The organism is Dyella sedimenti (assembly GCF_022760995.1).
Classification (GTDB): Bacteria; Pseudomonadota; Gammaproteobacteria; order Xanthomonadales; family Rhodanobacteraceae; genus Dyella; species Dyella sedimenti.
The window spans coordinates 298895-321501 of the sequence record NZ_JAKWJO010000005.1; the positions used below are offsets into that span (position 1 = coordinate 298895).

Sequence of the window (22607 nt, forward strand, 5' to 3'; positions counted from 1 at the left end):
CGTGGCTCCCTTCCCCGATCGTGCTCAGGCCGTTTCCGGCCCCTGGTTGAGTACGGCCCAGAACTGTCCCAGCGTGCGCACCGCCTCGAAGAACTGGTCCACGTCCACCGGCTTGATGACGTAGGCATTGGCGCCGATGTCCCAGCTGCGCGCCAGGTCGCTCTCCTCGCGCGAGGAGGAGAGGATGACCACCGGTATGCGGCGGAAGCGCTCGTCGGTGCGCAGCCGGGTCAGCACTTCCAGGCCGCCCATGCGGGGCATCTTGATGTCCAGCAGCACCACCGCCGGATCGACCGGCTCGCGCGTGGCCCATGCGCCACGGCAATAGAGATAGTCCAGGCAATCGACGCCGTCCTCGACGTGCACCACGGGATTGAGCAGGTGCGCGCCGTCCAGCGCGTCCATCGCCATTTCGGCATCCGCGAGACTGTCCTCGACGAGCAGGATGGTTCGGATGTCGCGTGGGTTCATGGCCGCCTCTGCGCAAAGCTCTCCGCCAGGTCGGACGACGGCAGGGTGAAATGGAAACGGGCGCCCTGGCCCGGCTGGGCATCGGCCCACACCCGGCCGCCGTGGCGCGTAATGATACGCCGCACGTTGGCCAGGCCGATGCCGTTGCCCGGGAATTCCGAGGCGCGGTGCAGGCGCTGGAACACGCCGAACAGCTTGCCGGCGTATTGCATGTCGAAACCCGCGCCGTTGTCGCTCACCACGAACTCGTAGCTGCCGTCGCGGTGGCGCTGCACGTCCACGTCGATGCGCGCCACCTCGCACTTGCCGGTGTACTTGACCGCATTGCCCAGCAGGTTCTGCCACACCGTGCGCAGCATGTTCTCGTCGCCGATGACGATGGGCAGCGGCGCGATCGACCACACGATGTGGCGGCCGTGCGCGTCGGTCTCGGCCAGCGCGCGCGCCTCGTCGGCCAGCGACTGCATGTCCACCGGCTGCAGCCGCAGCGCGCCGCGGCCCAGGCGCGAGAACACCAACAGGTCCTCGATCAGCAACGCCATGCGGCGGGCGGCGTCGTTGATGACCTCGATGTAGTGGCGGGTGCGCTCGTCGGCGCCCTCGCCCAGGTGCTGCTGCAGCTTGCTGGCGAAGCCGCTGATGTGGCGCAGCGGCGCGCGCAGGTCGTGCGATACCGAATAGCTGAAGGCTTCCAGCTCGCGGTTGACGTCGGAGACCTGCTCGATCTTGCCTTCCAGCTGGCGGTTGAGTTCCTTCACCTGCTGCTCGACCAGGGCGCGCGCGGTGACGTCGCTGAGCGTGAGCAGCAGCACCGGGTCGCCGCCGCCGTCCTGCTCCAGCCGCCGCGCGTTGATTACCACGTGGCGGTCCACGCCATCGACGGTGCGCTGGATCAACTCGTAGTCCCACAGCTCGCGGTCCAGCAGCAGCACGTCGTTGAGGCGCTGCAGCAGGGCGCTGTCGCTCCAGGCGCCGTCGCCGATCTCGGTCAGCGGCGTGGACTGGCGGAAGTCCGGCGGCAGGCCGTACAGCTCGCCGAAGGCGGCGTTGACCAGCAGCGTGCCGAGGTTGGCGTCGAGCAGCGCGATCGGTTCGCGCACGGCCTGCACGATCAGCTGCGAGCGCTGCACCGCCTGGCCCTCGCGCACCTCGGCGCGCAGCCGCCGGCTGATCTGCCGCTCGGACACGATCACCACGATGGCCAGCAGCAGCACCTGCGCGATGGCGGTGATGCTCAGCGCCAGGCTGCTGTTGAACGATTCGCGGTGCGCCTCGTCCTGCCGGTTGGCCAGCACGGCGTTCTCGTTGCGCACGATGCCGTCGATCAGGTCGTCCATCTTGAACAGCATGCCGGAATCGCGCATGGCGTCGGCCGCGCCGGCGTGGTCGCCGCGGTCGTAGCGCTCGATGGCCTGCCCGCTCAGCGCCAGGCGACCGCTGACCATGGAACTGAGCGAACCGATCAGCGCCTGCTGGTCGGGGCTGTCGCGGGTCATCTCGCGCAGCTGGGCGAGCAGCCCGGGCACCTCGTGTCCGGCGCGCTCGGCCCGCAGGCGCACCTGGGGGTCGGCATCGCCATGGATCAGCCGGTAGATCGCCCCCTCGCTGTCGCGCGTCACATAGGCGATGCGGTAGGTCAGCGACTTGACCTCGGATGAGCGGGTGACGCGCTCGCTGGCGTGGATGGCCTGGCTGGACCCGGAGCGGGTGACCATGTACGGCAAGGCCACGATCACCAGCACCGCCGCCAGCAGGCCGCCCAGCCGCCAGCGCAGCGCCATGCGGTCCCGCAAGGCCGGCCGAAGGGTCGACGCCAATTTCCAGGAGGAGCGCAACATGTCAGGCATGTTTGCAGAATCCCCCCGGATATTGCCAGCTTCACACGTAGGCGTTTGGATAAGCCTTTAGTCGGTATTACCTTGCCGCGGTCTCGCCGTACCCGCTCATCGACGATGGCCGCTCGGCCGCCTTCTGGCCCCATGCCCGGTTCGGCTCGGCCTGCATGGTGAAGTGCAGCTCGCCGCCGGCCACGATCTCGCCGTGGCGCAGGAACACCCGGTCCAGCGGCTTGCCGTTGAGGGTCACCTCGCCCACGTAGGGGTGGGCGTCGTCCAGCGGCGCGGCGCTGACCGTGAAGGTCTTGCCGTGGGGCAGGTGCAGCGTGGCGCGGGCCACGAACGGCCGGCCGATGGCGTATTCGTCGCTGGCCGGGGTGACCGGGTAGAAGCCCAGCGCGGTGAAGATGTACCAGGCCGACATCTGGCCCAGGTCATCGTTGCCGGCCAACCCGTCGGGCCGGTTGGCGTACTGGCTGTCCATGATCTGCTTGAGCCGCTTCTGGGTCTGCCAGGGCGCGCCGGCGTAGTCGTACAGGTAGGCCAGGTGGTGGCTGGGCTCGTTGCCGTGGGCGTACCAGCCGATCAGGCCGGTGATGTCCTCGACGTTGGCGAAGTGCGAGGGATCCACCTTGGCCTCGAACACGCTGTCGAGCTTGGCCACGAAGCGCGCGTCGCCGCCCATCGCCTTGACCAGGCCGGCCACGTCCTGCGGCACGTACCAGGAATACTGCCAGGCGTTGCCCTCGGTGTAGTCGCTGCCGTAGCCGGCCGCGTCCGGGTTGAACGGTTCGCGGAAGGCGCCGTCGCTCTTGCGCGCGCGCATGAAGCCGGTCTTGGGGTCGTAGGCGTTGCGCCAGTTGCCGGCGCGCTTGTCGAAAGCGGCGGCGACGTCCTTGCGGCCCATGGCCTTGGCCATCTGCGCCAGCGACCAGTCGTCGTAGGCGTATTCCAGGGTCTTGGAGGCGGCCTCCGGTTCCTTGTCGATCGGCACGTAGCCGAGCTTCATGTAGTCGCCCAGGTCGCCGTAGGGCGCGTAGGTGGCGCTGGCCACCATAGCCTTGAGCGCCGCGTCGGTGTCGAAACCGCGCACGCCCTTGACGTAGGCATCGGCGATCACCGGCACCGCGTGGTAGCCGATCATGCACCAGGTCTCCAGGCCCTGGTACGCCCACACCGGCAGGATGCCGAACGGGCTGGTCTCGCGCGCGGCGATCAGCGAACGGATGAAGTCGGTGCTGCGCTCGGGGTCGAGCAGGGCCATCAGCGGCTGCTGGGCGCGGTAGACGTCCCACAGCGACCAGGTGGAGTGGAAGGCGAACTTGCCGTTCTTGTCCACCGCCTGGTGCACGGCGCCGTCGGGGCCGCGGAACTCGCCGTTGACGTCCATGCTCAGCGTCGGCGACAGCATGGCGTGGTAGAGCGAGGTGTAGAAGCCCACCCGCTGCTCCCTGGAGCCTTCCACGTCGATCGCGGCCAGCGCCTTGTCCCAGTCGGCGCGCGCCTCGGCGCGGCGGGCGTCGAAGTCCCAGCCCTGGCCCTCGGCGTCGAGGTTGGCCACCGCGTTGGCCTCGCTCACCGGCGAGATCGCCACCTTCACCACCAGCGGCGCCTTGAGCGCGCCGAAGTCGAACACGCCGACCAGGGCGCGGCCCTTCTGCTCGTCGTGATCCTGCGGCTGGTAGCCCGGGCCTTTGAAGCCCTTGTAGGGGATGTCCGTCTCGCGGTTGTACAGGCTGCGCGACTGCAGCGGCTGCGAGAAGCGCAGGGCGAAGCACAGCTCGCGGCCCGGCGCCCAGCCGCGCGTGGTGCGGCAGCCGGTGACGGTGCCGTCCTCGCGCACGCGCAGGCTGGACCACAACACCTTGCCGGCGTAGTCGTAGATGCTGGGGCGCAGGTCCAGCAGCAGGTGAGCCGGCTGGCCGGCGGGGAAGGCATAGCGGTGCCAGCCCACGCGGCGCCCGGCGGTCAGCTCGGCGCGCACGCCATAGTCGGCCAGGGTCACCGCGTAGTAGCCCGCCTGCACCACCTCGCTGTCATGGCTGAAGCGCGAACGGTAGCCGCTGCCCGGCGTGGCCGGGTCGCCCGGCTCCAGGCGCACCTCGCCGGCGATGGGCATCACCAGCACGTCGCCCAGGTCGGAGTGGCCGGAGCCGGAGAAATGGGTATGGGAGAAGCCCAGCAGGCTGCCGTCGCCGTACTGGTAGCCGGCCGCGTACTTGTAGGCATGCTTGAAGTCCGGCATGGCCGTGTCCGGCGAGAGCTGGATCATGCCGAACGGCACCGTCGCCCCGGGAAAGGTATGGCCGTCGCCGCCGGTGCCGATGCGCGGGTCGACGTCGGCCGAATGGCCGTCGGCACGGGCCGACGCGGCAGGGCATAGCGAGATCGCGGCGGCCAGCAGGCTGGGCAGCCAGGCGCGGGAAAGCAGACGGCTCATGGGGTCCCCCAAGTGATTTGAATCGTTCTAATAACATCCACGCTAGCACCCTGCCAGTGCCGGACGCATGCTGCGCCGCGGCATCGATTCTGGTTCCGTTCGGAGGCTCGCGCGGTTACCTTTGGATCGTTCCAAGTCACCCAGGCCCGCGATGGAAAGCCAGACCCCGGTCGGTCGCAAGATCACGCTCAACGACATCGCCGCCGGCTGCGGCGTATCGCGTGCCACCGTTTCATTGGTGTTGCGCGGCAGCCCACTGGTCAACAAGCTCACCCGCGCCCGCGTGGAGGAGGAGCTGCGCCGCCAAGGTTACGTCTACAACCGGGCCGCCGCCAACCTGCGCCGCCGCACCTCATCCAGCGTGGCGCTGGTGGTCAACGAGCTGGCCAACCCGTTCTTCGCGGAATTCGCCGCCGGGGTGGACGAGGCGCTGGGCGAGGCCGGCTTCGTCACCCTGCTGGGCAATACCGGCGAATCGGTCGGGCGCGAACAGGCGGTGCTGCAGTCGCTGATCGAGCACGGCCCCGGCGGCATCATCCTGTCGCCCGCCGAGGGCAGCGAGGCGCACGCGGTGCTGGCCACGGTGGGCGCGCACACGCCGGTGGTGCTGTTCAACCGCGAGCTGGGCGGCACCCTGCCCGAGTACGCCCACTGGGACCGCCTGATGCTGGACAACCAGCGCGGCGCGCGCCTGGCCACCGAGCACCTGATCGCGCGCGGCCACCGCCGCATCGCCTTCTTCGGCAGCCACGACGACTCCAGCTCCTGCCGCGAGCGCCACGCCGGCTACCTGCAGGCGATGCAGGCGGCGGGGCTGCCGGTCGAGCCGCACTGGCGGGTGGAGTGCGCGCTCACCCGCGTGGACGCGGCGCGCGCCGCGCACGCCCTGTTCGAGGGCGGCGCCGCACCCACCGCCGCGGTCTGCTACAACGACGTGGCGGCGCTGGGCCTGATGCTGGGCCTCAACCAGCGCGGCGTGCGGCCCGGACACGATTTTGCCATCACCGGCTTCGACGATATCGCCGAGGCCGCCATGAGCACGCCCTCGCTCTCCACGCTGTCGACCGCGCCGCGCCTGCGTGGCCGCCAGGCGGCGGAACTCCTGCTCGCCCGCCTGCGCGACCCGCAGGCGCAGGCGGGCACCGTCATCGCGCCGGTGGAACTGGTCGTGCGCGAAAGCAGCTGTCCCCTCTCCTGACACCGGAGCCACGCATGGCTTTTGCAGCACCACCACCGCAGTCGGCGGCCACCTCGCCGGCTTCCGGCACCACGCGCTACACCGACTATCCGATGGCGATGTCGGTGGTCACCACGATCTTCTTCATGTGGGGCTTCCTGACCGTCCTCAACGACATCCTGATCCCGCACCTCAAGACAGTGTTCGAGCTGAACTACGCACGCGCGATGCTGGTGCAGTTCACTTTCTTCGGCGCCTACTTCCTGATGTCGCTGCCGGCCGGCCGACTGGTCGCCGCGCTGGGCTACAAGAAGGGCATCGTGGCGGGCCTGGCCATCGCGGCGGTGGGCGCATTCGGCTTCTGGCCGGCGGCGGCGCTGCATTCGTATGCCGCGTTCCTCGCCGCGCTGTTCGTGCTCGCCACCGGCATCACCGTGCTGCAGGTGGCGGCCAATGCCTACGTCGCCTTGCTGGGACCGGAGCGCACCAGCTCCAGCCGCCTCACCCTGGCACAGGCGATGAATTCGCTGGGCACCACGCTGGGGCCGTGGTTCGGCGGCCTGCTGATCCTTTCCGCCGTGGGCACGGCGAGCATTCCGGACGACCTGCGCAAGGCGCCGGAAACGGTGCAACTGGTGCAGGCGCTCAATGGCGGCGCGCCGGCGCAGGCCGTCGAAGCCCTGCGGCAGGCGCCGGCCGACCGCGTGGTGGCCGCGCTGAACGATGCCGCCGCCACCGCGCTGGACCGCCTGCCCGCCGACGCCATCGCCGGCAGCCTCGGCCAGCTCTCGCCCGCGCAGTTGGCCGACGTGCTCGACAAGCTGCCCGGCGCGACATTGCTCGCCACGCTGGCGGCGCAGTCGCCGCCGCAGCTGGCCGCGCTGCCCACCGACCGCCTGGCCGGCGCGCTGGACAAGCTCACCGCCTCGCGCCTGGATGCCGCGCAGTCGGCGCAGCTGGCCGCCATCCGCGCCGGACTGGCGCCGGAGACGGCGCAGCAGCTGCAGGCCTACCGGCAGAAGCAGGCCGAGCTGGTGCAGAAGCCCTACCTGGGCCTGGGCGTGGTGCTGTTGCTGCTGGCCGCGGGCGTATGGCTGTTCCAGTTGCCCGCGCTCACCGAGACCACCGAGCAGGCCGATCCCACCCACCACACGCTGATGGATGCGCTGCGCCACCGCCACGTGTTCTTCGGCGTGCTGGCAATCTTCTTTTACGTGGGCGCCGAGGTCTCCATCGGCAGCTTCCTGGTGAACTACCTGTCGCTGCCGGAGATCGGCCACATGAGCGAGCAGCAGGCCTCGCACTACGTGTCGCTGTACTGGGGCGGCGCGATGGTCGGCCGCCTGGCCGGCTCCGCGCTGCTGGTATGGATCAACCCGCGCAAGCTGCTGGCCGCGTTCGCCACCGTCGCCGGCCTGCTGGTGCTGACCACCATGCTCACCCATGGCCAGGTGGCGATGGTGGCGGTGATCGCCATCGGCCTGTTCAACTCCATCATGTTCCCCACCATCTTCTCGCTCGGCATCGAGCGCATGGGGCCGCTCACCGGCAAGGCGTCGAGCCTGCTGATCATGGCCATCGTCGGCGGCGCGCTGCTGCCGCTGGCGCAAGGCATCATCGCCGACCACGTAGGCATCCAGCACGCCTTCGTGCTGCCGCTGCTGTGCTACGGCTACATCGTCTTCTACGGCCTGCGCGGCTCGCTGATTCCCGGCGCCGCGCCCGCCGCCACTCCCGAGAGCGCTTGATGTCCCGCACCATTCTCTGTTTCGGCGAAGCCCTGATCGACTTTCACAGCGAAGGCAGCGACGCGTTCGGCTTTCCACGCAGCTTCGTGCCCTTCGCCGGCGGCGCGCCCGCCAACGTCGCCGTCGCGGTGGCGCGGCTGGGCGGCCATGCCGCCTTCGCCGGCATGCTGGGCGAGGACCTGTTCGGCGACTTCCTGCTCGACAGCCTGCGCCGCGCCGGCGTGGACACCGCAAGCGTGGCGCGCACTGGCGAGGCCAACACCGCGCTCGCCTTCGTGGCGCTGGACGCGCACGGCGAACGCAGCTTCAGCTTCTACCGTCCCCCCTCGGCCGACCTGCTGTTCCGCCCCGAGCATTTCCAGGCGGACAGCTTTCGCGAAGCGTCGGTGTTCCATGTGTGCTCCAACAGCATGACCGAGCCCGCGCTGGCCGAGACCACCCGCGAGGGCATGCGCCGCGCCCGCGCGGCCGGCGCGCTGGCAAGTTTCGACCTCAACCTGCGTCCCGCGCTGTGGCCGCGCGGCGTCGACCCGCGCCCGCTGGTATGGCCCGCGCTGCAACTGGCCGACGTGGTGAAGCTGAGCGCCGAGGAACTGGCCTGGCTCGCGGTGGACGGCGAACAGGCCGTGCTCGACCAATTGTGGGAAGGCCATACCCGCCTGCTGGTGGTGACCGACGGCGACAAGTCGCTGCGCTGGTTCCATCCCGACGCGGAGGGCGAGCTGCCGGTGTACGCGGTGCCCGCGGTGGACACCACGGCGGCCGGCGACGCCTTCGTGGGTGGCCTGCTGCTGCAACTGGGCACGCTCGATGCCGCGCCCGACCGGCTCGACCGCCTGGTCACCGAACTGCCGCGCCTGCACGCCACGCTGCGTTTCGCCGCCGCCTGCGGCGCGCTCACCGTCACCCGCCAGGGCTCGTTCACCGCCATGCCGGACGAGGCCGAGGTACTGAACTTCATGGAGACCTACGCATGACCACGCCCGATTTCCGCAGCGAGGCGTTCCTGCGCGAGCACATCGCGCAGACGATGGCGTTCTACCACCCACGCGCCATCGACCCGCAGGGCGGCTTCTTCCACTACTTCAAGGACGACGGCACTGTCTACGACCGCAGCCACCGCCACCTGGTGAGCAGCACGCGCTTCGTCTTCAACTACGCGATGGCGTACAACGAGTTCGGCAACCCCGAGTACCTCGACGCCGTGCATCACGGCCTGCGCTACCTGCGCGAGGTGCACCGCAACCCCGCCACCGGCGGCTACGCGTGGACCATCCGCGACGGCAAGCCGGAGGACACCACCTACCACGCCTACGGCGTCGCCTTCGTGCTGCTCGCCTACGCCACCGCGAAGAAAGCCGGCGTGCACGAGGCCGAGGCGTGGATGGACGAGACCTGGGAACTGCTCGAAGCCCGCTACTGGGACGCCGAGGCCGGGCTCTACCGCGACGAGGCGAACGACCACTGGCAGTTCACCGGCTACCGCGGCCAGAACGCCAACATGCACATGTGCGAGGCGATGCTCGCCGCCTACCAGGCCAGCGACGAACCGCGCTACCTGGAGCGCGCGCTCGCCCTCGCCGACCACATGACGCGCCGCCAGGCGGCCAAGGCCGACGGCCTGGTGTGGGAGCACTACGACGCCGACTGGAACGTCGACTGGAAATACCACCTGGACGATCCCAAGCACCTGTTCCGCCCGTGGGGTTTCCAGCCCGGCCACCAGACCGAGTGGGCCAAGCTGCTGCTGATCATGGAGCCGCTGCTGCTCGAACGCGGCCGCGAGGAGAGCTGGCTGGTGCCCACCGCCAAGCATCTGTTCGACACCGCGCTGGCGCGCGCCTGGGACGCGGAATACGGCGGCATCTGCTACGGCTTCGCGCCGGACGGCAGCGTGTGCGACGACGACAAGTACTTCTGGGTGCAGGCCGAGTCACTGGCCGCCGCCGCGCTGCTGCACGCGCGCACAGGGCTGGCCGAGTACGACGCCTGGTACGGCAAGCTGTGGGCCTACGCGTGGGAGCATTTCATCGACCACCGCTACGGCGCGTGGTACCGCATCCTCACCCGCGACAACCGCAAGCTCGACGACGAGAAAAGCCCCGCCGGCAAGACCGACTACCACACCATGGGCGCCTGCTACGAGGTGATGGCGCTGGTGCGCGAGGGCGGCGTACCCTGAGCTTTCACGGCGCCTCTTAACGGCGCCGTGATGTCCCTGGGCCCAGTCTTGGGCTTTCGGTCCGCGAGGAGACCACCGCCATGCCCCTGCTCGAATCCCCGGACACCGCCCTGGTCACCGGCGCCTCCAGCGGCGTCGGCGCCACCTACGCCGACCGCCTGGCCCAGCGCGGGCATCCGCTGGTGCTGGTGGCGCGCCGCGCCGACCGGCTGCAGGCATTGGCCGAGCGGATCGAGCGCAAGTACGGCGTCGCCGCCGAGGTACTGGCCGCCGACCTGACCTCACCGCCCGAACGCAACGCGGTGGAACAGCGCCTGCGCGAAGACGAGCGCATCGGCCTGCTGGTCAACAACGCCGGCATGGTGGCGGGCGGATCGCTCGCCGAGGCCTCGCCCGACGAGGTGGAGGCGATGATCCAGCTCAACGTGACCGCGCCCACGCGGCTGGCCGGCGCGATGCTGCCACGCCTGCTGGCGCGCGGCCGCGGCGGCATCATCAACATCGCCTCGGTGCTGGCCCTGCTGCCCGAGCTTTCGCGCGGCGCGTATCCGGCCACCAGCGGCTACCTGCTCGCCTATACGCGCACCTTGCACGAGGAAGTGGCCGGCCGCGGCGTCCGCGCGCAGGCCGTGCTTCCCGGCATCACCCGCAGCGCCACCTGGGAACGCGCCAGCGGCGACTTCGACGAACTGCCGCCGAGCCTGGTCATGGAAGTGGCCGAGCTGGTGGATGCGGCGCTGGCCGGCTACGACCAGGGCGAACTGGTCACCGTGCCCGCACTGCCCGATCCGGCCCAGTGGGAACGCTACGAGGCCGCGCGCCTCGCCCTCGCGCCCGACCTTTCGCGCGACCACGCCGCCGACCGCTACAAGAGCGACATCCTCGAAGACGCCTGAGCGTCCGCTCAAGCTCCCGGCGTGCCCTACCCCCTCCCAACCTCCCCCTGCCGGCAGGGGGGGCCAAGACAGGCGTGCACGGCTCCCTCCCCTGCGCTCGCAGGAGAGAGTTGAGAAGAGGTGCTTCTACGCCACAACCGCCCACGCGGCCTATAGTGGCACCGGCCGCAACATCCGCGGCCGGCGCGTTGCGTACATTCATGGGAGAACGGCCATGCGATATACGTTGCTGCAAGGCAGCAGGGACAGCGGCATCCTGCTCGCACGAGTGCTGTTGATGGTGCTGTTCGTCATCTTCGGCTGGGGCAAGCTCACCGCTTTCGGCGGCACGGCCGCCTACATGGCGTCGGCGGGCGTACCGCTGCCGACGCTCTCGGCCGCGGTCGCGGTGATCATGGAGTTCTTCGTGGGGCTGGCGATCGTGGTCGGCTTCTACACGCGGCCGCTGGCGCTGCTGCTGGGGCTGTACACCCTGGCCGCCGCGGTGATCGGCCACCAGTACTGGAACATGGGCGATCCCGGCCGCATCGACGCCATGATCAACTTCTACAAGAACGTGAGCATCTCCGGTGGCCTCCTGCTGCTGTGCCTCGCCGGTCCGGGACGCTATTCGCTGGATGGCAGATAGACGTCCATACGCCACGTGCCAGCGTCATGGGCAGGCGACGGCCTGGCCGCTGGCATTGGTGCAGCTGCCGGTGTGGCTGACGCCGTTCTTGCCGACGGTGGTCTGGCCCTGGTAGGTGATGCCGTTGGCGCCAGTGGCCTGGGTGGCATGGGTGACGCCCTGCCCGCTGGCGCCGGTGGTAGTGCCGTCGTAGTTGCCGCGCGCGCCGCTGGCCTGGGTCTGGCGATCGAAGCTGGCGCTGCCTTGGCCATTGCCGCTGGCACTGCCATGGCTGGTCACGCTGCCGCCGTTGGGGCCGGCGGCGGCGAGGCCCGACTGGTGCTGCCACGAGCCGTCGCTGGCGCGGGTGGTTTCGCCCGAGCGCGCCGCGACGCCGCCGTTGGGACCGCGCCAGGCGCCGGCGCTGGCAGTGGCCGCATTGCCCTGCCCGTCGGCCACGGTGCGGCGGCCGTGGATGCCGGCCGCGCCGCGCGGGCCACGGAAGCCCGCCACGTGCCCGGCCGCCACGGCACCATCCGAGCGGGCCAGCATGCGGCCGGCGACGAAACGTCCGCTGGCCGCCGCCGGCATCGCCGCGGCCAGGGCCAATGCCAGCGTCATGCCCTGGATCTGGATCGACTTGCGCATGGGGCTCTCCTTCATGCCTGGTGGAAAAGACAGCCGCCATGCTCCGCCACGGCCGCGCGGCAGGCGTATCGCGGCCGCGACGAAGTGCAAACGGATGTTGCAGCGCCGCCGGCTGGAAACATCCCGTTACATCCGTACTCGCGGCAGCGCGCACCGCGCGGCAGAATCCGGCCATGAGCGCCGCCGCCCCCCATGTCCTGATCGTCGATGACGATCATCGCCTGCGCGACCTGCTGCGCCGCTACCTGGAGCAGCAGGGGTTCCAGGCCCATCTGGCCGGCGACGGACGCGAGCTGGACCGCGAGCTCTCTCGCCGCCACATCGACCTGATCGTGCTGGACCTGATGCTGCCCGGCGAGGACGGCCTGTCCATCTGCCGCCGCCTGCGCGGCCAGGGCGTGGCCACGCCGATCATCATGCTCACCGCGCGCGGCGACGAGATCGATCGCATCGTGGGCCTGGAGATCGGCGCGGACGACTACCTGCCCAAGCCCGGCAACCCGCGTGAACTGGTGGCGCGCATCAACGCGGTGCTGCGCCGGGGCCGCCCCGCGCCAGGCGCGCCGCAGGCGGAAGGCGGCAGCGTGCGCTTCGGCGCCTTCGTGCTGGAACTGGATACGCGCCGCCTGCTGCGCGACGGCGAGGCACTCAAGCTCACCACCGGCGAATTCGCCGTGCTGGCCGCGCTGGCCAGGCGCCCCGGCCAGCCGCTGACCCGCGACCAGCTGATGAGCCTGGCGCGCGGCCGCGGGCACGAGGCCTTCGACCGCAGCATGGACGTGATGCTCAGCCGCCTGCGCCGCCTGATCGAGGACGACCCGCGCCAGCCGCGCTGGCTGCAGACCGTGTGGGGCCATGGCTACGTGTTCGTGCCGGACGGCAAGCCGCTATGAGCCTGCGTGCCAGTGGCCTGTTCACGCGCCTGCTCTGGCTGCTGGCCGGCACCGTGGTGCTGGTGCTGCTGACCGGCCTGTTCGCCCTGCGCCTCACCGGCAGCGGCACGACCAGCAGCTACACCGCGCGCGTGCTGGCCATGCAGGTCGCCGCCGCCGATGTGCTGGTGGCCGAGGGGCGCTCGGGCAGCGCGTTGGCGGCCCTCGGCGTGGCGCATCGCCCGCTGCCGCCGCCCGGGCGCGATCCCGCGCTGCCGGTGGTCCGGCGCGTGCTGGACCAGTTGCGCGGCGAGTTGCCGGGACGCGACGTGCGGATCGCGGGCCTGCGCCGGCCGGTGCTGTGGATCAGCGCGCGCGCGCCGGCCAGCGGCTGGCTCGGCATTCCCTTCGTGGACCTGCGCGTGCCGCTGGTGCGCGGCACCGTGCTCACCATCGCCTTCGCCACCCTGCTGGTGCTGCTGATCGCGGCCATCTACGCGCGCAGCCTCACCAGCCCGCTCAGGCGCCTGGCCGAAGCCGCGCCAGCCGTGGTGGCCGGCACGCCGCCACCGGCGCTGCCCGCGAGCGCGGCGCGCGAGCTGGTCGAACTCAACGCGGCCCTGGGCCTGGCCGCCGCTGACGTCCGGCGCCATGCGCGCGAGCGCGACGTGATGCTGGCCGCCATCTCGCACGACCTGCGCACACCACTGGCGCGGCTACGACTGGGCCTGGAACTTTCCGCCGGCGCGCCCGACGCCGCGCTGCGCGACGGCATGGTGGCCGACATCGAGGCCATCGACGCCCTGAGTGCCCAGTTCATCGCCTACGTGCGCGATGGCAGCGAGGAGGCCAGCGCCTCGGTGGACCTCGCCGCGCTGCTGCGCGACCTGGCCGCGCTCAACGAAACAGCCGGACACCGCTGGCAGGTCGAGGCACCCGCGCAGGCATTGCTGCAAGGCAAGCCGCTGGCCCTGCGGCGCGCCATCGACAACCTGATGCGCAACGCCATGCGCCATGGCGAACCGCCGTTCCATGCCGTCCTGGCCGAGATCCACGGCGAATGGCGCTGCAGCATCCGCGATGCCGGCCCCGGCGTGCCCGAGACGCAACTGCCCAGGCTGGGCGAGGCCTTCATGCGCGGCAACGAGGCGCGCAGCGATGCGATCGGCAGTGGGCTGGGACTGGCCAGCACGCGCCGCATCGCAGCCCAGCATGGTGGCCGGCTGGTGCTGCGCAACCTGCCGCTGGGCGGCTTCGAGGCCACCCTGGCGCTACCCGCGCAACCGCCCCAGGCATAGAGCCCCGCCCTCCCTGTGGGAGCGCACCCTGTGCGCGACCTCCTTGCGCCTCATGCCTCGTCATCCCGGCGCACCCCACAAAAGGGGGTGAGGGCCGGGACCCAGGGCCTCGGTATCTGGTTGTCGCGCTATCGCCAGGGTGCCGCCTACGCGGCGGGCGTTTCGACGCCCTGCCGGCCGCCGAGTCACTTTTCTCTTGCTGGCCCAAGAGAAAAGTAACCCAAAGAGAATGGCCTCAAAGGCTCTGAGCGATATGCGGGATACAGGCCCGGTAGACCAAGGCCAGCCTGATAAGCGATGTGCTACCTCGAACGGCGCCGCTACACCGCAACGCGCCGTGGCGGAGAGGGGGCGCAGCATTGCGGTAGATACAAGCCTTGCAGGCCTCGCAAGCCGAATCAGTCTTTCCTTCCGCCAAACACCGCGGCTACCCCGCGGGGCGGCGCTGCACCGAGGACTTAAAGCCTGTTCGACATCGCGATCGGCATCGGTGCATTTATCCTGTCGAAGGCCGTTGAGAATGCAGGCCTCGCGGAGATCGTAAACAAGCGCTTACAACTGGCGACGAAAGCGACAAGCCTTCGCGCGCATCGCGCCCTATCGTGGCGAACGACACCCACACCACGAGAGTCGCCCATGCGCACCAAGCCTGTTCTTTTCCTCGTTCTCCTCATCGCCGACGCCGCCAGCCTGCAAGCTCAGGCCCAGGACAACAGCAACATGCGCAGCCGTGTCGTGCAGCAGGTGCGCGATCGCTTCGCCAAGGCCGACACCAACGGCGACGGCGCCCTCACCCGCGACGAAGCCAAGGCCATGCCGCGCGTGGCCAGCCACTTCGACGAGATCGACGCCGACCACGACGGCAAGGTCACCCTGGCCGAAATCGGCCGCTATATGGCCGCCCAGCGCGGGAAGTAGGAACGCTCTTGACCAGCAGCGCGGTGCTCCGCTCCCTCATCTCCGGCGGTACCGCGCCATGGAAGAACGGCCCAGGGACGGGCGGCTGGCCCATAATGGGCGCTTCCTGAGTCGAGGGAACGGCGGCGCCGTCCATCCCTGCCTCGATTCGGCATGCCATCGAGAGACAGCCACGCCCATGCTCGACCGCGAAGAACATTTCTATCAACCGTCGGCCGGGCACGGCCTGAAGCACGACCCGTTCAAGTCGATCATCGGCCCCCGGCCCATCGGCTGGATCTCCACGGTGGATGGCTACGGCCACCGCAATCTTGCGCCCTACAGTTTCTTCAATGCCTTCAACGATGCGCCGCCCATCATCGGCTTCGCCTCCACCGGCTGGAAGGATTCGGTGGCCAATATCGCCGCGACCGGCGAATTCGCCTGGAACCTGGCGACCGCCGAACTGGCCCAGGCCATGAACGCCAGCTCGGCGACCGTGGCGGCGGAGGTCGATGAATTCGGCCTTGCCGGCCTTACCGCCGCGCCAAGCCGCCTGATCGGCGCACCACGCGTGCTCGAAAGCCCCGTCAATTTCGAATGCCGGCTGACGCAACTTCTCCAGCTTCGCGACGCGTCCGGATCGGACATCGAAACCTGGCTGGTGCTCGGCGAGGTGGTGGCCGTGCACATCGACCGCCGCGTCATTCGCGACGGCATCTACCAGGTGACGGCCACGCGGCCGATTCTCCGCTGGGGCGGCCGCAAGGACTACGTGACCATCCATCCCGATGCCATGTTCGAGATGGCGCGCCCGATCGCCGACGCCTAGGGCGCCGCATGAAACGCAAAACCCCCGGAAGACCGGGGGCTTGGCTCTGGAACCAATCCAGGGGCTGCTTCAGAACGGAATATCGTCGTCGTCGAAGCTGTTGTTCTGCGCCGGCGGCGCGGGCTGGCGCTGCTGCTGGCTGCCGTAGTTGTCGCCGCCGCGCGATTGGCCGCCGCCGTAGCCGCCACCGCCGCCCTGGCGCTGCTGGCCGCCGCCACCGCCCTGCGAGCGCTGGAAGCCGCCGCCACCGCCGCCTTCATTGCCGCCGCCCAGCATCTGCATCTCGTTGGCGATGATGTCGGTGCTGAAGCGCTCGATGCCATCCTTGTCGGTGTACTTGTCGGTACGCAGCGAGCCCTCGATATAGACCTGGCGGCCCTTCTTCAGGTATTCGCCGGCGATTTCCGCCAGGCGGCCGAACAGCTTCACGCGGTGCCATTCGGTGCGCTCCTGCTTCTCGCCGCTCTGCTTGTCGGTCCAGTTCTCGGAGGTGGCGATGCGGATGCTAGTGATGGCCGTGCCGTTGCCGGTGTAACGGGTTTCCGGGTCCGCGCCGAGATTGCCGACGATGATGACTTTGTTGATGCCGCGTGCCATGGTCTGGATTTTCCTCTGTGAGCCGGCGCTGCGTGAGGGGGCTGTCAGCGCCGGATGGTTAATGCCGGCGGCCATCATACCCGGGGGCCGCCCCGGGAAAACAGGATGGGCCGGCATCCACGGCCTCGCCGAGGGGTCCGGGTTTGCCCCTTGCCCGCGTGCGCGCCGTCCGAAAAGCCCCGGTATCAGGCCAGCGTTCTGTCTCGGTGGCTGCGACACGGCTCTCGCCCCTTTCTGTAGGGCGCACACGGATCGTGCACAGGGTGCCCCTACAGTGCGCACCTACAGGTTTGGACTCAGCCGGTCCCCAGGAAACGGTAGCCCACGCCCGGCTCGGTCTTCAGCCAGCGCGGCGCGGCCGGATCGTCGCCGAGCTTCTGGCGCAGCTTGCCCACCACGATGCGCAGGTAGTGGCTGTCGCGTGCGTGGGTGGCGCCCCAGATCTCGCGCAGCAGCTGCTGCTGGGTCACCACGCGGCCCGCGTGGCGCAGCAGCATGGCCAGCACGGCGTATTCCTTGCGCGTGAGCGCCACCGGCACGCCCTGCAGGGTCACCTCGCGGCGCGCCAGGTCGATCGCCAGTCGGCCGTCGTCGTAGCGCTGCGGCGCCTCCGGCTCGCCCGGGCGGCTGCGCAGCAAGGCACGCAGCCGCGCCATCAGCTCCTGGATGCCGAACGGCTTGGTCACGTAGTCGTTGGCCCCGGCGTCGAGCGCCTTCACCTTTTCGCTCTCGCCATCGCGCACCGACAGCATCAGCACCGGCACCTGGGTCCATTGGCGCAGCTCGGCCAGCACCTCGTGGCCCTCGCGGTCGGGCAGGCCGATGTCCAGGATCACCAGGTCCGGCGAGCGCGTGGCGGCCAGCGCCAGGCCCTCCGCCGCGTTGGCGGCGAGCAGCACCTCATAGCCTTCCGCGCGCAGGCCGATGTCGAGGAACTTGCGGATCTGCGCCTCGTCGTCGACGACCAGGACACAGGGGGCGGCGGAACTCATGCGGGGTTTCCGGGCGGCGCCGGCAGCGGCAAGGTGACGCGAATGGTGGTGCCGACGCCATCGCCCGGCAAGGCCTCCACGCTGCCGCCGTGGGCGCCGATCATGCCCCGGCAGATGGCCAGCCCGAGGCCGGTGCCCTGCGGGGCGCGGTCGCCCCGCGCCACGGAATAGAACATGTCGAAGATGCGCGCGCGTTCGTCCTCGGGAATGCCGGGGCCACGGTCGGAAACATCGATCTGCACCCGCTCGCCCTGCGGCCGCACCACCACGCGCACGGCCTCGCCCGGCGGCGAGAAGCGCGCCGCATTCTCCAGAATGTTGAACAGCGCCTGCTCGATCAGCGCGGGATGCACGTAGAGCAGCAGCGTGCCCGGCGGCAGCACGATGTCGAGCTTGAGGTCGGGAAACAGCTTGCGCAGGCGCGTGGTGGCGGCGGCGACGATCTCCGCCACGTCGGTCCAGTCGCGGTTGAGCTTGAGCGTGCCGTGGCCCAGGCGGGTCATGTCCAGCAGGTTCTGGATGTAGCGGTCCAGCCGCTGGCCCTCGCCCAGGATGGCCTCCAGCAACTCGCGGCGCTCGCCGGCTGGCAACTGGTCGCCGTAGCTGGCCAGGGTGCCGGCCGAACCGATCATCGAGGCCAGCGGCGAGCGCAGGTCGTGCGAGACCGAGGAAAGCAGCGCGTTGCGCAGCCGCTCGGTCTCGCCCTGCACGCGCGCGCCTTCCAGCTCGTCGGCCAGGCGCGCGCGCTGCAAGGCCTGGCCGATGTCCTGCACCATCGCCAGTGCCAGGCTGCGCTGGTCGGTCGGTGGCTCGCCCCGCTCCGGTGGCAGGCGCAGGGCGGCCACGCCGAGATGCTGGCCGTCGCTGCCCAGTGGCAACATCCAGCATGGCGCGGCATTGAGCGTATCGGTGTAGCGGCCGGCCTGCTCGGCGTGCTGCTCGCTCCAATCGGCCGCGCCCAGGTCCTGCGAGGTCAGCGGGAAATCGCGCGGCGAGGCGGCCGCCACGCGCAGCACCTGGCCGGCGTCGCGGGCCAGCATCGCGCAGTCGCAGCGCAATACCTGCGCCAGGGCGGCGGCGCCGACCTTGCGGATGCCCGCCGCGTCGGTGCTGGTGGCAAGCCGCTGCCCGAGCGCCAGCAGGGCGCGGGCGTTGGCGTGCGCGGCGCGCAGCGACTCCACCTGGCTGGCCAGCCGCGTGGCCAGGCGGCTGCACACCAGCGCCGCCACCAGGAACAGGCACACCGCCAGCACGTCGTCCACGTTGGCGATCGCCAGGGTGTAGCGCGGCTGCGCGAAGAAGAAGTTGTAGCCGAGGAAGCACAGCACCGCGGTGTAGATCGCCACCGCCATGCGCGTGCGCACCGCCACCACCAGCACGGCGGTGAGGAAGATCAGCGATAGGTTCGCCACCGACAGATAACGGTCGGCGACGAAGGACAGGCCGAACGCCACCAGCGTGGCAAACGTGGCATAGAGGTATTCGCCGCGCCGACCGGGTCCGCCGGGCAGGCGCAGCCGATGCCTGGAGCGGGCGCGTTCGGCCGGCGTGGCGATGATGGTCAGCTCCAGGTGCGCGCCGCGCCGCAACAGCAGTTGCGTGAGCGAGCGGCCCAACATGCGCGCCAGCGGACGCTCGCGCGTGCGTCCCAGGATGATCTGGCCGATGCCCTCGCGGTCCGCGTGGGCGAGCAGTTCGTCGGCGATGTGGTGTCCGCGCAGCACCACGGTGTCGCCGCCGAGCCGGCGCGCCAGGCGCATGGCCGCATCCAGCCGCTCGCGACGCGGCTTGTCCAGCGCGGCGCCGGTATCGACGAAGGCCACGCTCCACGGCGCGCCGCGCCGCTCGGCGATGCGCCGGGCGACGCGCACCAGGTACTCGCTCTGCGCGTGGCCGTCGATGGCCGCCAGCACGCGGCGGCGCACCGGCATCGCGCCGCCGCGCGCCAGCATGTGCTCGCGCAGGTCGCTGTCGACGTGGCCGGCCACCGTATCGACCGCCAGCTCGCGCAGCGCCACCAGGTGGGTCGGCGAGAAGAACGCGTCGAGCGCGGCGGCGGCCGTTTCCGGCACGTAGACCTTGCCCTGCTTCAAACGCTGGATCAGCTCGCGCGGCGGCAGGTCCACCAGCACGATGTCGCGCGCGCGGTCGAGGAAGGCATCGGGCACCGTCTCGCGCACGGTCACGTTGGTGATGCGCCGCACCTGGTCGTTGAGGCTTTCCAGGTGCTGCACGTTGAGCGCGGTATAGACCTCGATGCCGGCGTCGAGCAACTCGGCGATGTCCTGCCAGCGCCGCTCGTGGCGGCCGCCCGGCAGGTTGGTATGCGCCAGCTCGTCCACCAGGATCACATCAGGGCGCCGCTGCAGCGCGGCGTCGAGGTCGAACTCGGTGAAATCGCGCCCCTGGTAGTTCACCTTTCGCCGGGGCAGTTGTTCGAGCCCTTCCAGCAGGGCCGCGGTTTCCGCCCGGCCGTGGGTCTCCACCAGGCCCACCACCACGTCCACGCCCTGGCGTTTCAACTCACGCGCGGCGGAGAGCATGGCGTAGGTCTTGCCCACGCCCGGCGCCGCGCCCAGGAAGATCTTCAGGCGGCGGCTGCGTTCCTCCTGCACGGAATCGAGCAAGGCGTCGGCGCGTGCTTCGCGGGAAGGTTCGGACATGCAGCGTGGCCGGCGTGGGGAGGCGTGCCTACGTTATGCCTCAACGGCCATCCAGCGCCATATTGAGCCGGAGCACGTTGACCCTCGGTTCGCCCAGGATGCCGAACTGCCGGCCAGTGGTGGCGGCGGCCACCATGGCCCGCACCTGCGCCTCGCCCAGGCCCCGCACGCGCGCCACGCGCGGCACCTGGTAGGCCGCCGCCGCCGGCGAGATGTCCGGGTCCAGGCCGCTGCCGGACGCCGTCACCAGGTCCACCGGCACCGGCGCGGCGTTGCCCGGGTCGGCGGCGCGCAGCGCGGCGATACGCTGCCTCACCGCGTCGGTGAGCGCCGGATTGGTCGGGCCCAGGTTCGAGCCGGTGGACGACAGGCCGTTGCCGGGCTGCGGCATGGTCGCCGAGGGCCGGCCCCAGAAGTACTTCGGATCGGAGAAGGGTTGGCCGATCAGCACGGAGCCGGCCGGCTGGCCGTCCTTCACGGTCAGGCTGCCGTTCGCCTGCGACGGGAACAGCACCTGGGCCAGCCCGGTGACGGCCAGCGGATACACCACCCCGGTCAACGCGGTCATCAGGAGCAGCATCACGATGGCATTGCGGATCAACGTGCCCATGGTCATCGCCTCAGTAGTGGAGGATGGTGTCGATCAGTGCGATCGCCTGGTAGTTCTTCTTGCCGCCGTTGTAGGCATTCACGTCGTACGAGTGCTCGTAGCGGAGCTCAGGACGGATTTCGAGGTCCGGCGACACCCAGTGCGTCAGGCCCAGCGTATGGCTGCTGTAGTGCGTGGCGTAGCCGGTGCGCTGGCCCTTCTGGTCGTTGTAGAACTCGTTGCGGAACGTCAGCATGTTGCCGCTGTCCAGCTCGAAGTTGAGGTAGTTCACCACGCCGTACTCGGCGGCCTTGCCCGGATACGGCGAGGACGCCACCACGCCGGGTTCCCCGCCCGGCCCGAAACCCGGAATGTCGCGGCCGTACATGTAGTAGCTCTCGGTCTGCATGTGCACGCTCTGGCTGAAGCGGTGTCCCCAGGTCATCACGACCATCTGCACGTTGTTGTAGTTGTAGTCGGAGGTGTTCCAGTTGTTGACGCAGGGATAGAGCATGTCGTTGTTGTCGGCCGACACCCAGCGCACGCAGGCCTGCAGCGTGGGGCGCGCCGAATGGTTCCACGGCGCCGTGTCGTTGCTGGCGTTGATGCCCAGCTGCAGCGTCCACTGCCTGCTGAGCCGCGTGGTGGTCAGGATGCCGGTCTGGGTATACGGATCGACCGTGTACAGGATCGAATGCGTGACCAGGTAGTTCTGCGGCGAGAACTGGGCCTCGATGTCGGGCAGCGACAGGTAGCGTCCGAAGCGGATGACCATGCCCTCGGCGACCGTGGGGATATAGAGGTCGTAGTAGAACAGCATGGGGTCGATGCCGTAGACCTTGCCCGGCAGCGGACCGTTCGAGTTGGGGTGGTTGAGCAGCTGGTTGCTGAACACGCCCTTGGTGACGGTGTAGTGGTAGTCGTAGCCGTACAGGGTGGAGATGTTGAAGCCCCAGTCCACGTGATCGGTCTGCACGGTGTCCTCGACGCGGGTGATGTTGAACACCAGCTGGTCGAACTCCACGCGGTTGGGCCGCGTCGCGTACGACAGCGGGTAGTTGGTGAAGCTGGACGAGCTCACGTTGGCGGAAGGATTGATCCAGCCGTTGACCTCGATGCGGTTGCGCCGCATCCACTGGCCAAGCCGGGTGCACGACAGCGCCTTCTGCAGCGGGTACTGGCCGTAGGACGTCGGCACGCCGATCGGCGCGGGCACGCCGCCGAGCTGCCATTCGCCACTGGGGAACGGCGGCGAATCCAGCGGGGCGTCCATGGCGCGGCGAGCGGGCGCGGGCGCGTTCGGATCGGCCGGCTGCGCATCCTCGCGGTAAGCGGCGCCCAGGCGCGAGAGGAATCCTTGCGAGCAGCCGTCATTGGCGGCCGGCGCCGATGGCATGGCCTCGCCGGGATCGGCGGCGGGCGATACCTCGGTCGCGGAGACGGCATGCGCGGCCGGGGCCAGTGCGAGCAGGAGGGCGAACGGAAGTGCTTTCTTGGACATCATGGGTGTTCCTGAAACCGGCCCGGATGGGCCGTCCTTTTTCCTGGGGTTGGGGGTCGATACCGCCCGGCATCGACGTTCAGATGCCGGCATAGCCACCCAGTACGTACTCGTCCCGCTCGCTGAGCGGCGCCTCGGTATCGCGCGGCTGGATGCGCGGCCATGCCTGCACCGGGAGCGCGATCACCACGTCGCAGGACGCATCGTTGGCCGACAGGCGCAGTTCCATGTCGGGATGGGTGTCATCGGGCAGCGAAACGGAGAGCTTGAGGATTTGCATGGCGAAAACTCCGGGAATAAGAGCCGCTAACAAAACTCCGGAAGATTCCGTAAGCAGATGATCGAGCAGGCAAGCGACAGCC

Annotated in this window: 19 protein-coding genes and 2 pseudogenes; 11 read left to right on the top strand and 10 right to left on the bottom strand. The window is 69.8% G+C overall.

The genetic code is table 11. The features are described 5' to 3' along the window. Positions 1 to 24: 24 nt before the first annotated feature. From MJ605_RS13065 to MJ605_RS13075, 3 genes are all read right to left on the bottom strand, one after another. Entirely contained in the window at positions 25 to 471 is a 447-nt protein-coding gene (locus tag MJ605_RS13065; protein ID WP_243041955.1) for a response regulator, read from the bottom strand. Next, positions 468 to 2252, bottom strand: coding sequence for a sensor histidine kinase (locus MJ605_RS13070; RefSeq protein WP_243041993.1), 1785 nt, complete (start codon positions 2250 to 2252; stop codon positions 468 to 470). Before MJ605_RS13070 ends, MJ605_RS13065 begins: the two co-directional genes overlap by 4 nt. 133 nt (positions 2253 to 2385) lie before the next feature. Continuing rightward, positions 2386 to 4746: a GH92 family glycosyl hydrolase gene (locus MJ605_RS13075; RefSeq protein WP_243041956.1), complete on the bottom strand. Its 2361-nt coding sequence runs from the start codon at positions 4744 to 4746 to the stop codon at positions 2386 to 2388. Between the two features lie 151 nt (positions 4747 to 4897). Between MJ605_RS13075 and MJ605_RS13080 the strand changes: the two genes are divergently transcribed. The 7 genes and pseudogenes from MJ605_RS13080 to MJ605_RS13105 all read left to right on the top strand — a co-directional run bounded on the left by MJ605_RS13080 (position 4898) and on the right by MJ605_RS13105 (position 11377). Next, positions 4898 to 5944, top strand: coding sequence for a LacI family DNA-binding transcriptional regulator (locus tag MJ605_RS13080; protein WP_243041957.1), 1047 nt, complete (start codon positions 4898 to 4900; stop codon positions 5942 to 5944). A 14-nt stretch (positions 5945 to 5958) separates the two neighbouring features. After that, a pseudogene (locus MJ605_RS19365) lies at positions 5959 to 6600 on the top strand (MFS transporter); the annotation flags it as partial. A 192-nt stretch (positions 6601 to 6792) separates the two neighbouring features. Beyond that, positions 6793 to 7671 (top strand): annotated as a pseudogene (gene gluP / locus MJ605_RS19370) (glucose/galactose MFS transporter); the annotation flags it as partial. Beyond that, a complete protein-coding gene (locus tag MJ605_RS13090) occupies positions 7671 to 8648 on the top strand; it encodes a carbohydrate kinase family protein (RefSeq protein WP_243041959.1) in 978 nt (325 codons plus the stop codon). The pseudogene gluP and the gene MJ605_RS13090, both read left to right, overlap by 1 nt. Beyond that, complete coding sequence (locus MJ605_RS13095) at positions 8645 to 9853, top strand: AGE family epimerase/isomerase (protein WP_243041960.1); 1209 nt, start codon at positions 8645 to 8647, stop codon at positions 9851 to 9853. The genes MJ605_RS13090 and MJ605_RS13095 overlap by 4 nt, the downstream gene beginning before the upstream one ends. 80 nt (positions 9854 to 9933) lie before the next feature. Next, positions 9934 to 10749 (top strand): SDR family NAD(P)-dependent oxidoreductase, encoded by an 816-nt coding sequence (locus tag MJ605_RS13100; protein WP_243041961.1) that lies wholly within the window; start codon positions 9934 to 9936, stop codon positions 10747 to 10749. A 214-nt stretch (positions 10750 to 10963) separates the two neighbouring features. Continuing rightward, entirely contained in the window at positions 10964 to 11377 is a 414-nt protein-coding gene (locus MJ605_RS13105; protein WP_243041962.1) for a DoxX family protein, read from the top strand. A gap of 24 nt (positions 11378 to 11401) precedes the next feature. Here MJ605_RS13105 and MJ605_RS13110 read toward each other — a convergent pair whose 3' ends face one another. Then, a complete protein-coding gene (locus MJ605_RS13110) occupies positions 11402 to 12004 on the bottom strand; it encodes a hypothetical protein (protein WP_243041963.1) in 603 nt (200 codons plus the stop codon). Positions 12005 to 12177: 173 nt separating this feature from the next. On the opposite strand from MJ605_RS13110, the gene ompR reads away from it, so the two are divergent. From ompR to MJ605_RS13130, 4 genes are all read left to right on the top strand, one after another. Beyond that, complete coding sequence (ompR, locus tag MJ605_RS13115; protein WP_243041964.1) at positions 12178 to 12897, top strand: osmolarity response regulator transcription factor OmpR; 720 nt, start codon at positions 12178 to 12180, stop codon at positions 12895 to 12897. Further along, positions 12894 to 14174 carry an ATP-binding protein gene (locus MJ605_RS13120; protein ID WP_243041965.1) on the top strand — a complete coding sequence of 427 codons (1281 nt, stop codon included), beginning with the start codon at positions 12894 to 12896 and terminating at the stop codon, positions 14172 to 14174. The genes ompR and MJ605_RS13120 overlap by 4 nt, the downstream gene beginning before the upstream one ends. Positions 14175 to 14810: 636 nt before the next feature. After that, the gene (locus tag MJ605_RS13125; protein ID WP_243041966.1) at positions 14811 to 15092 is read left to right on the top strand and encodes an EF-hand domain-containing protein; all 282 of its coding nucleotides are present in this window, start codon (positions 14811 to 14813) and stop codon (positions 15090 to 15092) included. A gap of 178 nt (positions 15093 to 15270) precedes the next feature. Then, positions 15271 to 15903, top strand: coding sequence for a flavin reductase family protein (locus MJ605_RS13130; RefSeq protein ID WP_243041967.1), 633 nt, complete (start codon positions 15271 to 15273; stop codon positions 15901 to 15903). Positions 15904 to 15972: 69 nt separating this feature from the next. Here MJ605_RS13130 and ssb read toward each other — a convergent pair whose 3' ends face one another. From ssb to MJ605_RS13160, 6 genes are all read right to left on the bottom strand, one after another. Then, the gene (ssb, locus tag MJ605_RS13135; protein ID WP_243041968.1) at positions 15973 to 16500 is read right to left on the bottom strand and encodes a single-stranded DNA-binding protein; all 528 of its coding nucleotides are present in this window, start codon (positions 16498 to 16500) and stop codon (positions 15973 to 15975) included. Between the two features lie 296 nt (positions 16501 to 16796). After that, entirely contained in the window at positions 16797 to 17492 is a 696-nt protein-coding gene (locus MJ605_RS13140; protein WP_243041969.1) for a response regulator, read from the bottom strand. Then, positions 17489 to 20155, bottom strand: a complete 2667-nt coding sequence (locus MJ605_RS13145) for a sensor histidine kinase (RefSeq protein ID WP_243041970.1) — start codon at positions 20153 to 20155, stop codon at positions 17489 to 17491. Before MJ605_RS13145 ends, MJ605_RS13140 begins: the two co-directional genes overlap by 4 nt. A 40-nt stretch (positions 20156 to 20195) precedes the next feature. Further along, positions 20196 to 20765, bottom strand: a complete 570-nt coding sequence (gene kdpC / locus MJ605_RS13150; RefSeq protein ID WP_243041971.1) for a potassium-transporting ATPase subunit KdpC — start codon at positions 20763 to 20765, stop codon at positions 20196 to 20198. 10 nt (positions 20766 to 20775) lie between these two features. Further along, a complete protein-coding gene (locus MJ605_RS13155; RefSeq protein ID WP_243041972.1) occupies positions 20776 to 22248 on the bottom strand; it encodes an outer membrane beta-barrel protein in 1473 nt (490 codons plus the stop codon). A 76-nt stretch (positions 22249 to 22324) separates the two neighbouring features. Beyond that, positions 22325 to 22607: hypothetical protein (locus MJ605_RS13160; RefSeq protein ID WP_243041973.1), on the bottom strand; the 283-nt coding region annotated here is incomplete at its 5' end.

What these genes read in the sequence shown, in the direction of transcription:
- MJ605_RS13065 (WP_243041955.1), bottom strand. Translation starts at nt 471, where the DNA reads ATGAACCCACGCGACATCCGAACCATCCTGCTCGTCGAGGACAGTCTC.
- MJ605_RS13070 (WP_243041993.1), bottom strand. Translation starts at nt 2,252, where the DNA reads ATGGCGCTGCGCTGGCGGCTGGGCGGCCTGCTGGCGGCGGTGCTGGTG.
- MJ605_RS13075 (WP_243041956.1), bottom strand. Translation starts at nt 4,746, where the DNA reads ATGAGCCGTCTGCTTTCCCGCGCCTGGCTGCCCAGCCTGCTGGCCGCC.
- MJ605_RS13080 (WP_243041957.1), top strand. Translation starts at nt 4,898, where the DNA reads ATGGAAAGCCAGACCCCGGTCGGTCGCAAGATCACGCTCAACGACATC.
- MJ605_RS13090 (WP_243041959.1), top strand. Translation starts at nt 7,671, where the DNA reads ATGTCCCGCACCATTCTCTGTTTCGGCGAAGCCCTGATCGACTTTCAC.
- MJ605_RS13095 (WP_243041960.1), top strand. Translation starts at nt 8,645, where the DNA reads ATGACCACGCCCGATTTCCGCAGCGAGGCGTTCCTGCGCGAGCACATC.
- MJ605_RS13100 (WP_243041961.1), top strand. Translation starts at nt 9,934, where the DNA reads ATGCCCCTGCTCGAATCCCCGGACACCGCCCTGGTCACCGGCGCCTCC.
- MJ605_RS13105 (WP_243041962.1), top strand. Translation starts at nt 10,964, where the DNA reads ATGCGATATACGTTGCTGCAAGGCAGCAGGGACAGCGGCATCCTGCTC.
- MJ605_RS13110 (WP_243041963.1), bottom strand. Translation starts at nt 12,004, where the DNA reads ATGCGCAAGTCGATCCAGATCCAGGGCATGACGCTGGCATTGGCCCTG.
- ompR (WP_243041964.1), top strand. Translation starts at nt 12,178, where the DNA reads ATGAGCGCCGCCGCCCCCCATGTCCTGATCGTCGATGACGATCATCGC.
- MJ605_RS13120 (WP_243041965.1), top strand. Translation starts at nt 12,894, where the DNA reads ATGAGCCTGCGTGCCAGTGGCCTGTTCACGCGCCTGCTCTGGCTGCTG.
- MJ605_RS13125 (WP_243041966.1), top strand. Translation starts at nt 14,811, where the DNA reads ATGCGCACCAAGCCTGTTCTTTTCCTCGTTCTCCTCATCGCCGACGCC.
- MJ605_RS13130 (WP_243041967.1), top strand. Translation starts at nt 15,271, where the DNA reads ATGCTCGACCGCGAAGAACATTTCTATCAACCGTCGGCCGGGCACGGC.
- ssb (WP_243041968.1), bottom strand. Translation starts at nt 16,500, where the DNA reads ATGGCACGCGGCATCAACAAAGTCATCATCGTCGGCAATCTCGGCGCG.
- MJ605_RS13140 (WP_243041969.1), bottom strand. Translation starts at nt 17,492, where the DNA reads ATGAGTTCCGCCGCCCCCTGTGTCCTGGTCGTCGACGACGAGGCGCAG.
- MJ605_RS13145 (WP_243041970.1), bottom strand. Translation starts at nt 20,155, where the DNA reads ATGTCCGAACCTTCCCGCGAAGCACGCGCCGACGCCTTGCTCGATTCC.
- kdpC (WP_243041971.1), bottom strand. Translation starts at nt 20,765, where the DNA reads ATGGGCACGTTGATCCGCAATGCCATCGTGATGCTGCTCCTGATGACC.
- MJ605_RS13155 (WP_243041972.1), bottom strand. Translation starts at nt 22,248, where the DNA reads ATGATGTCCAAGAAAGCACTTCCGTTCGCCCTCCTGCTCGCACTGGCC.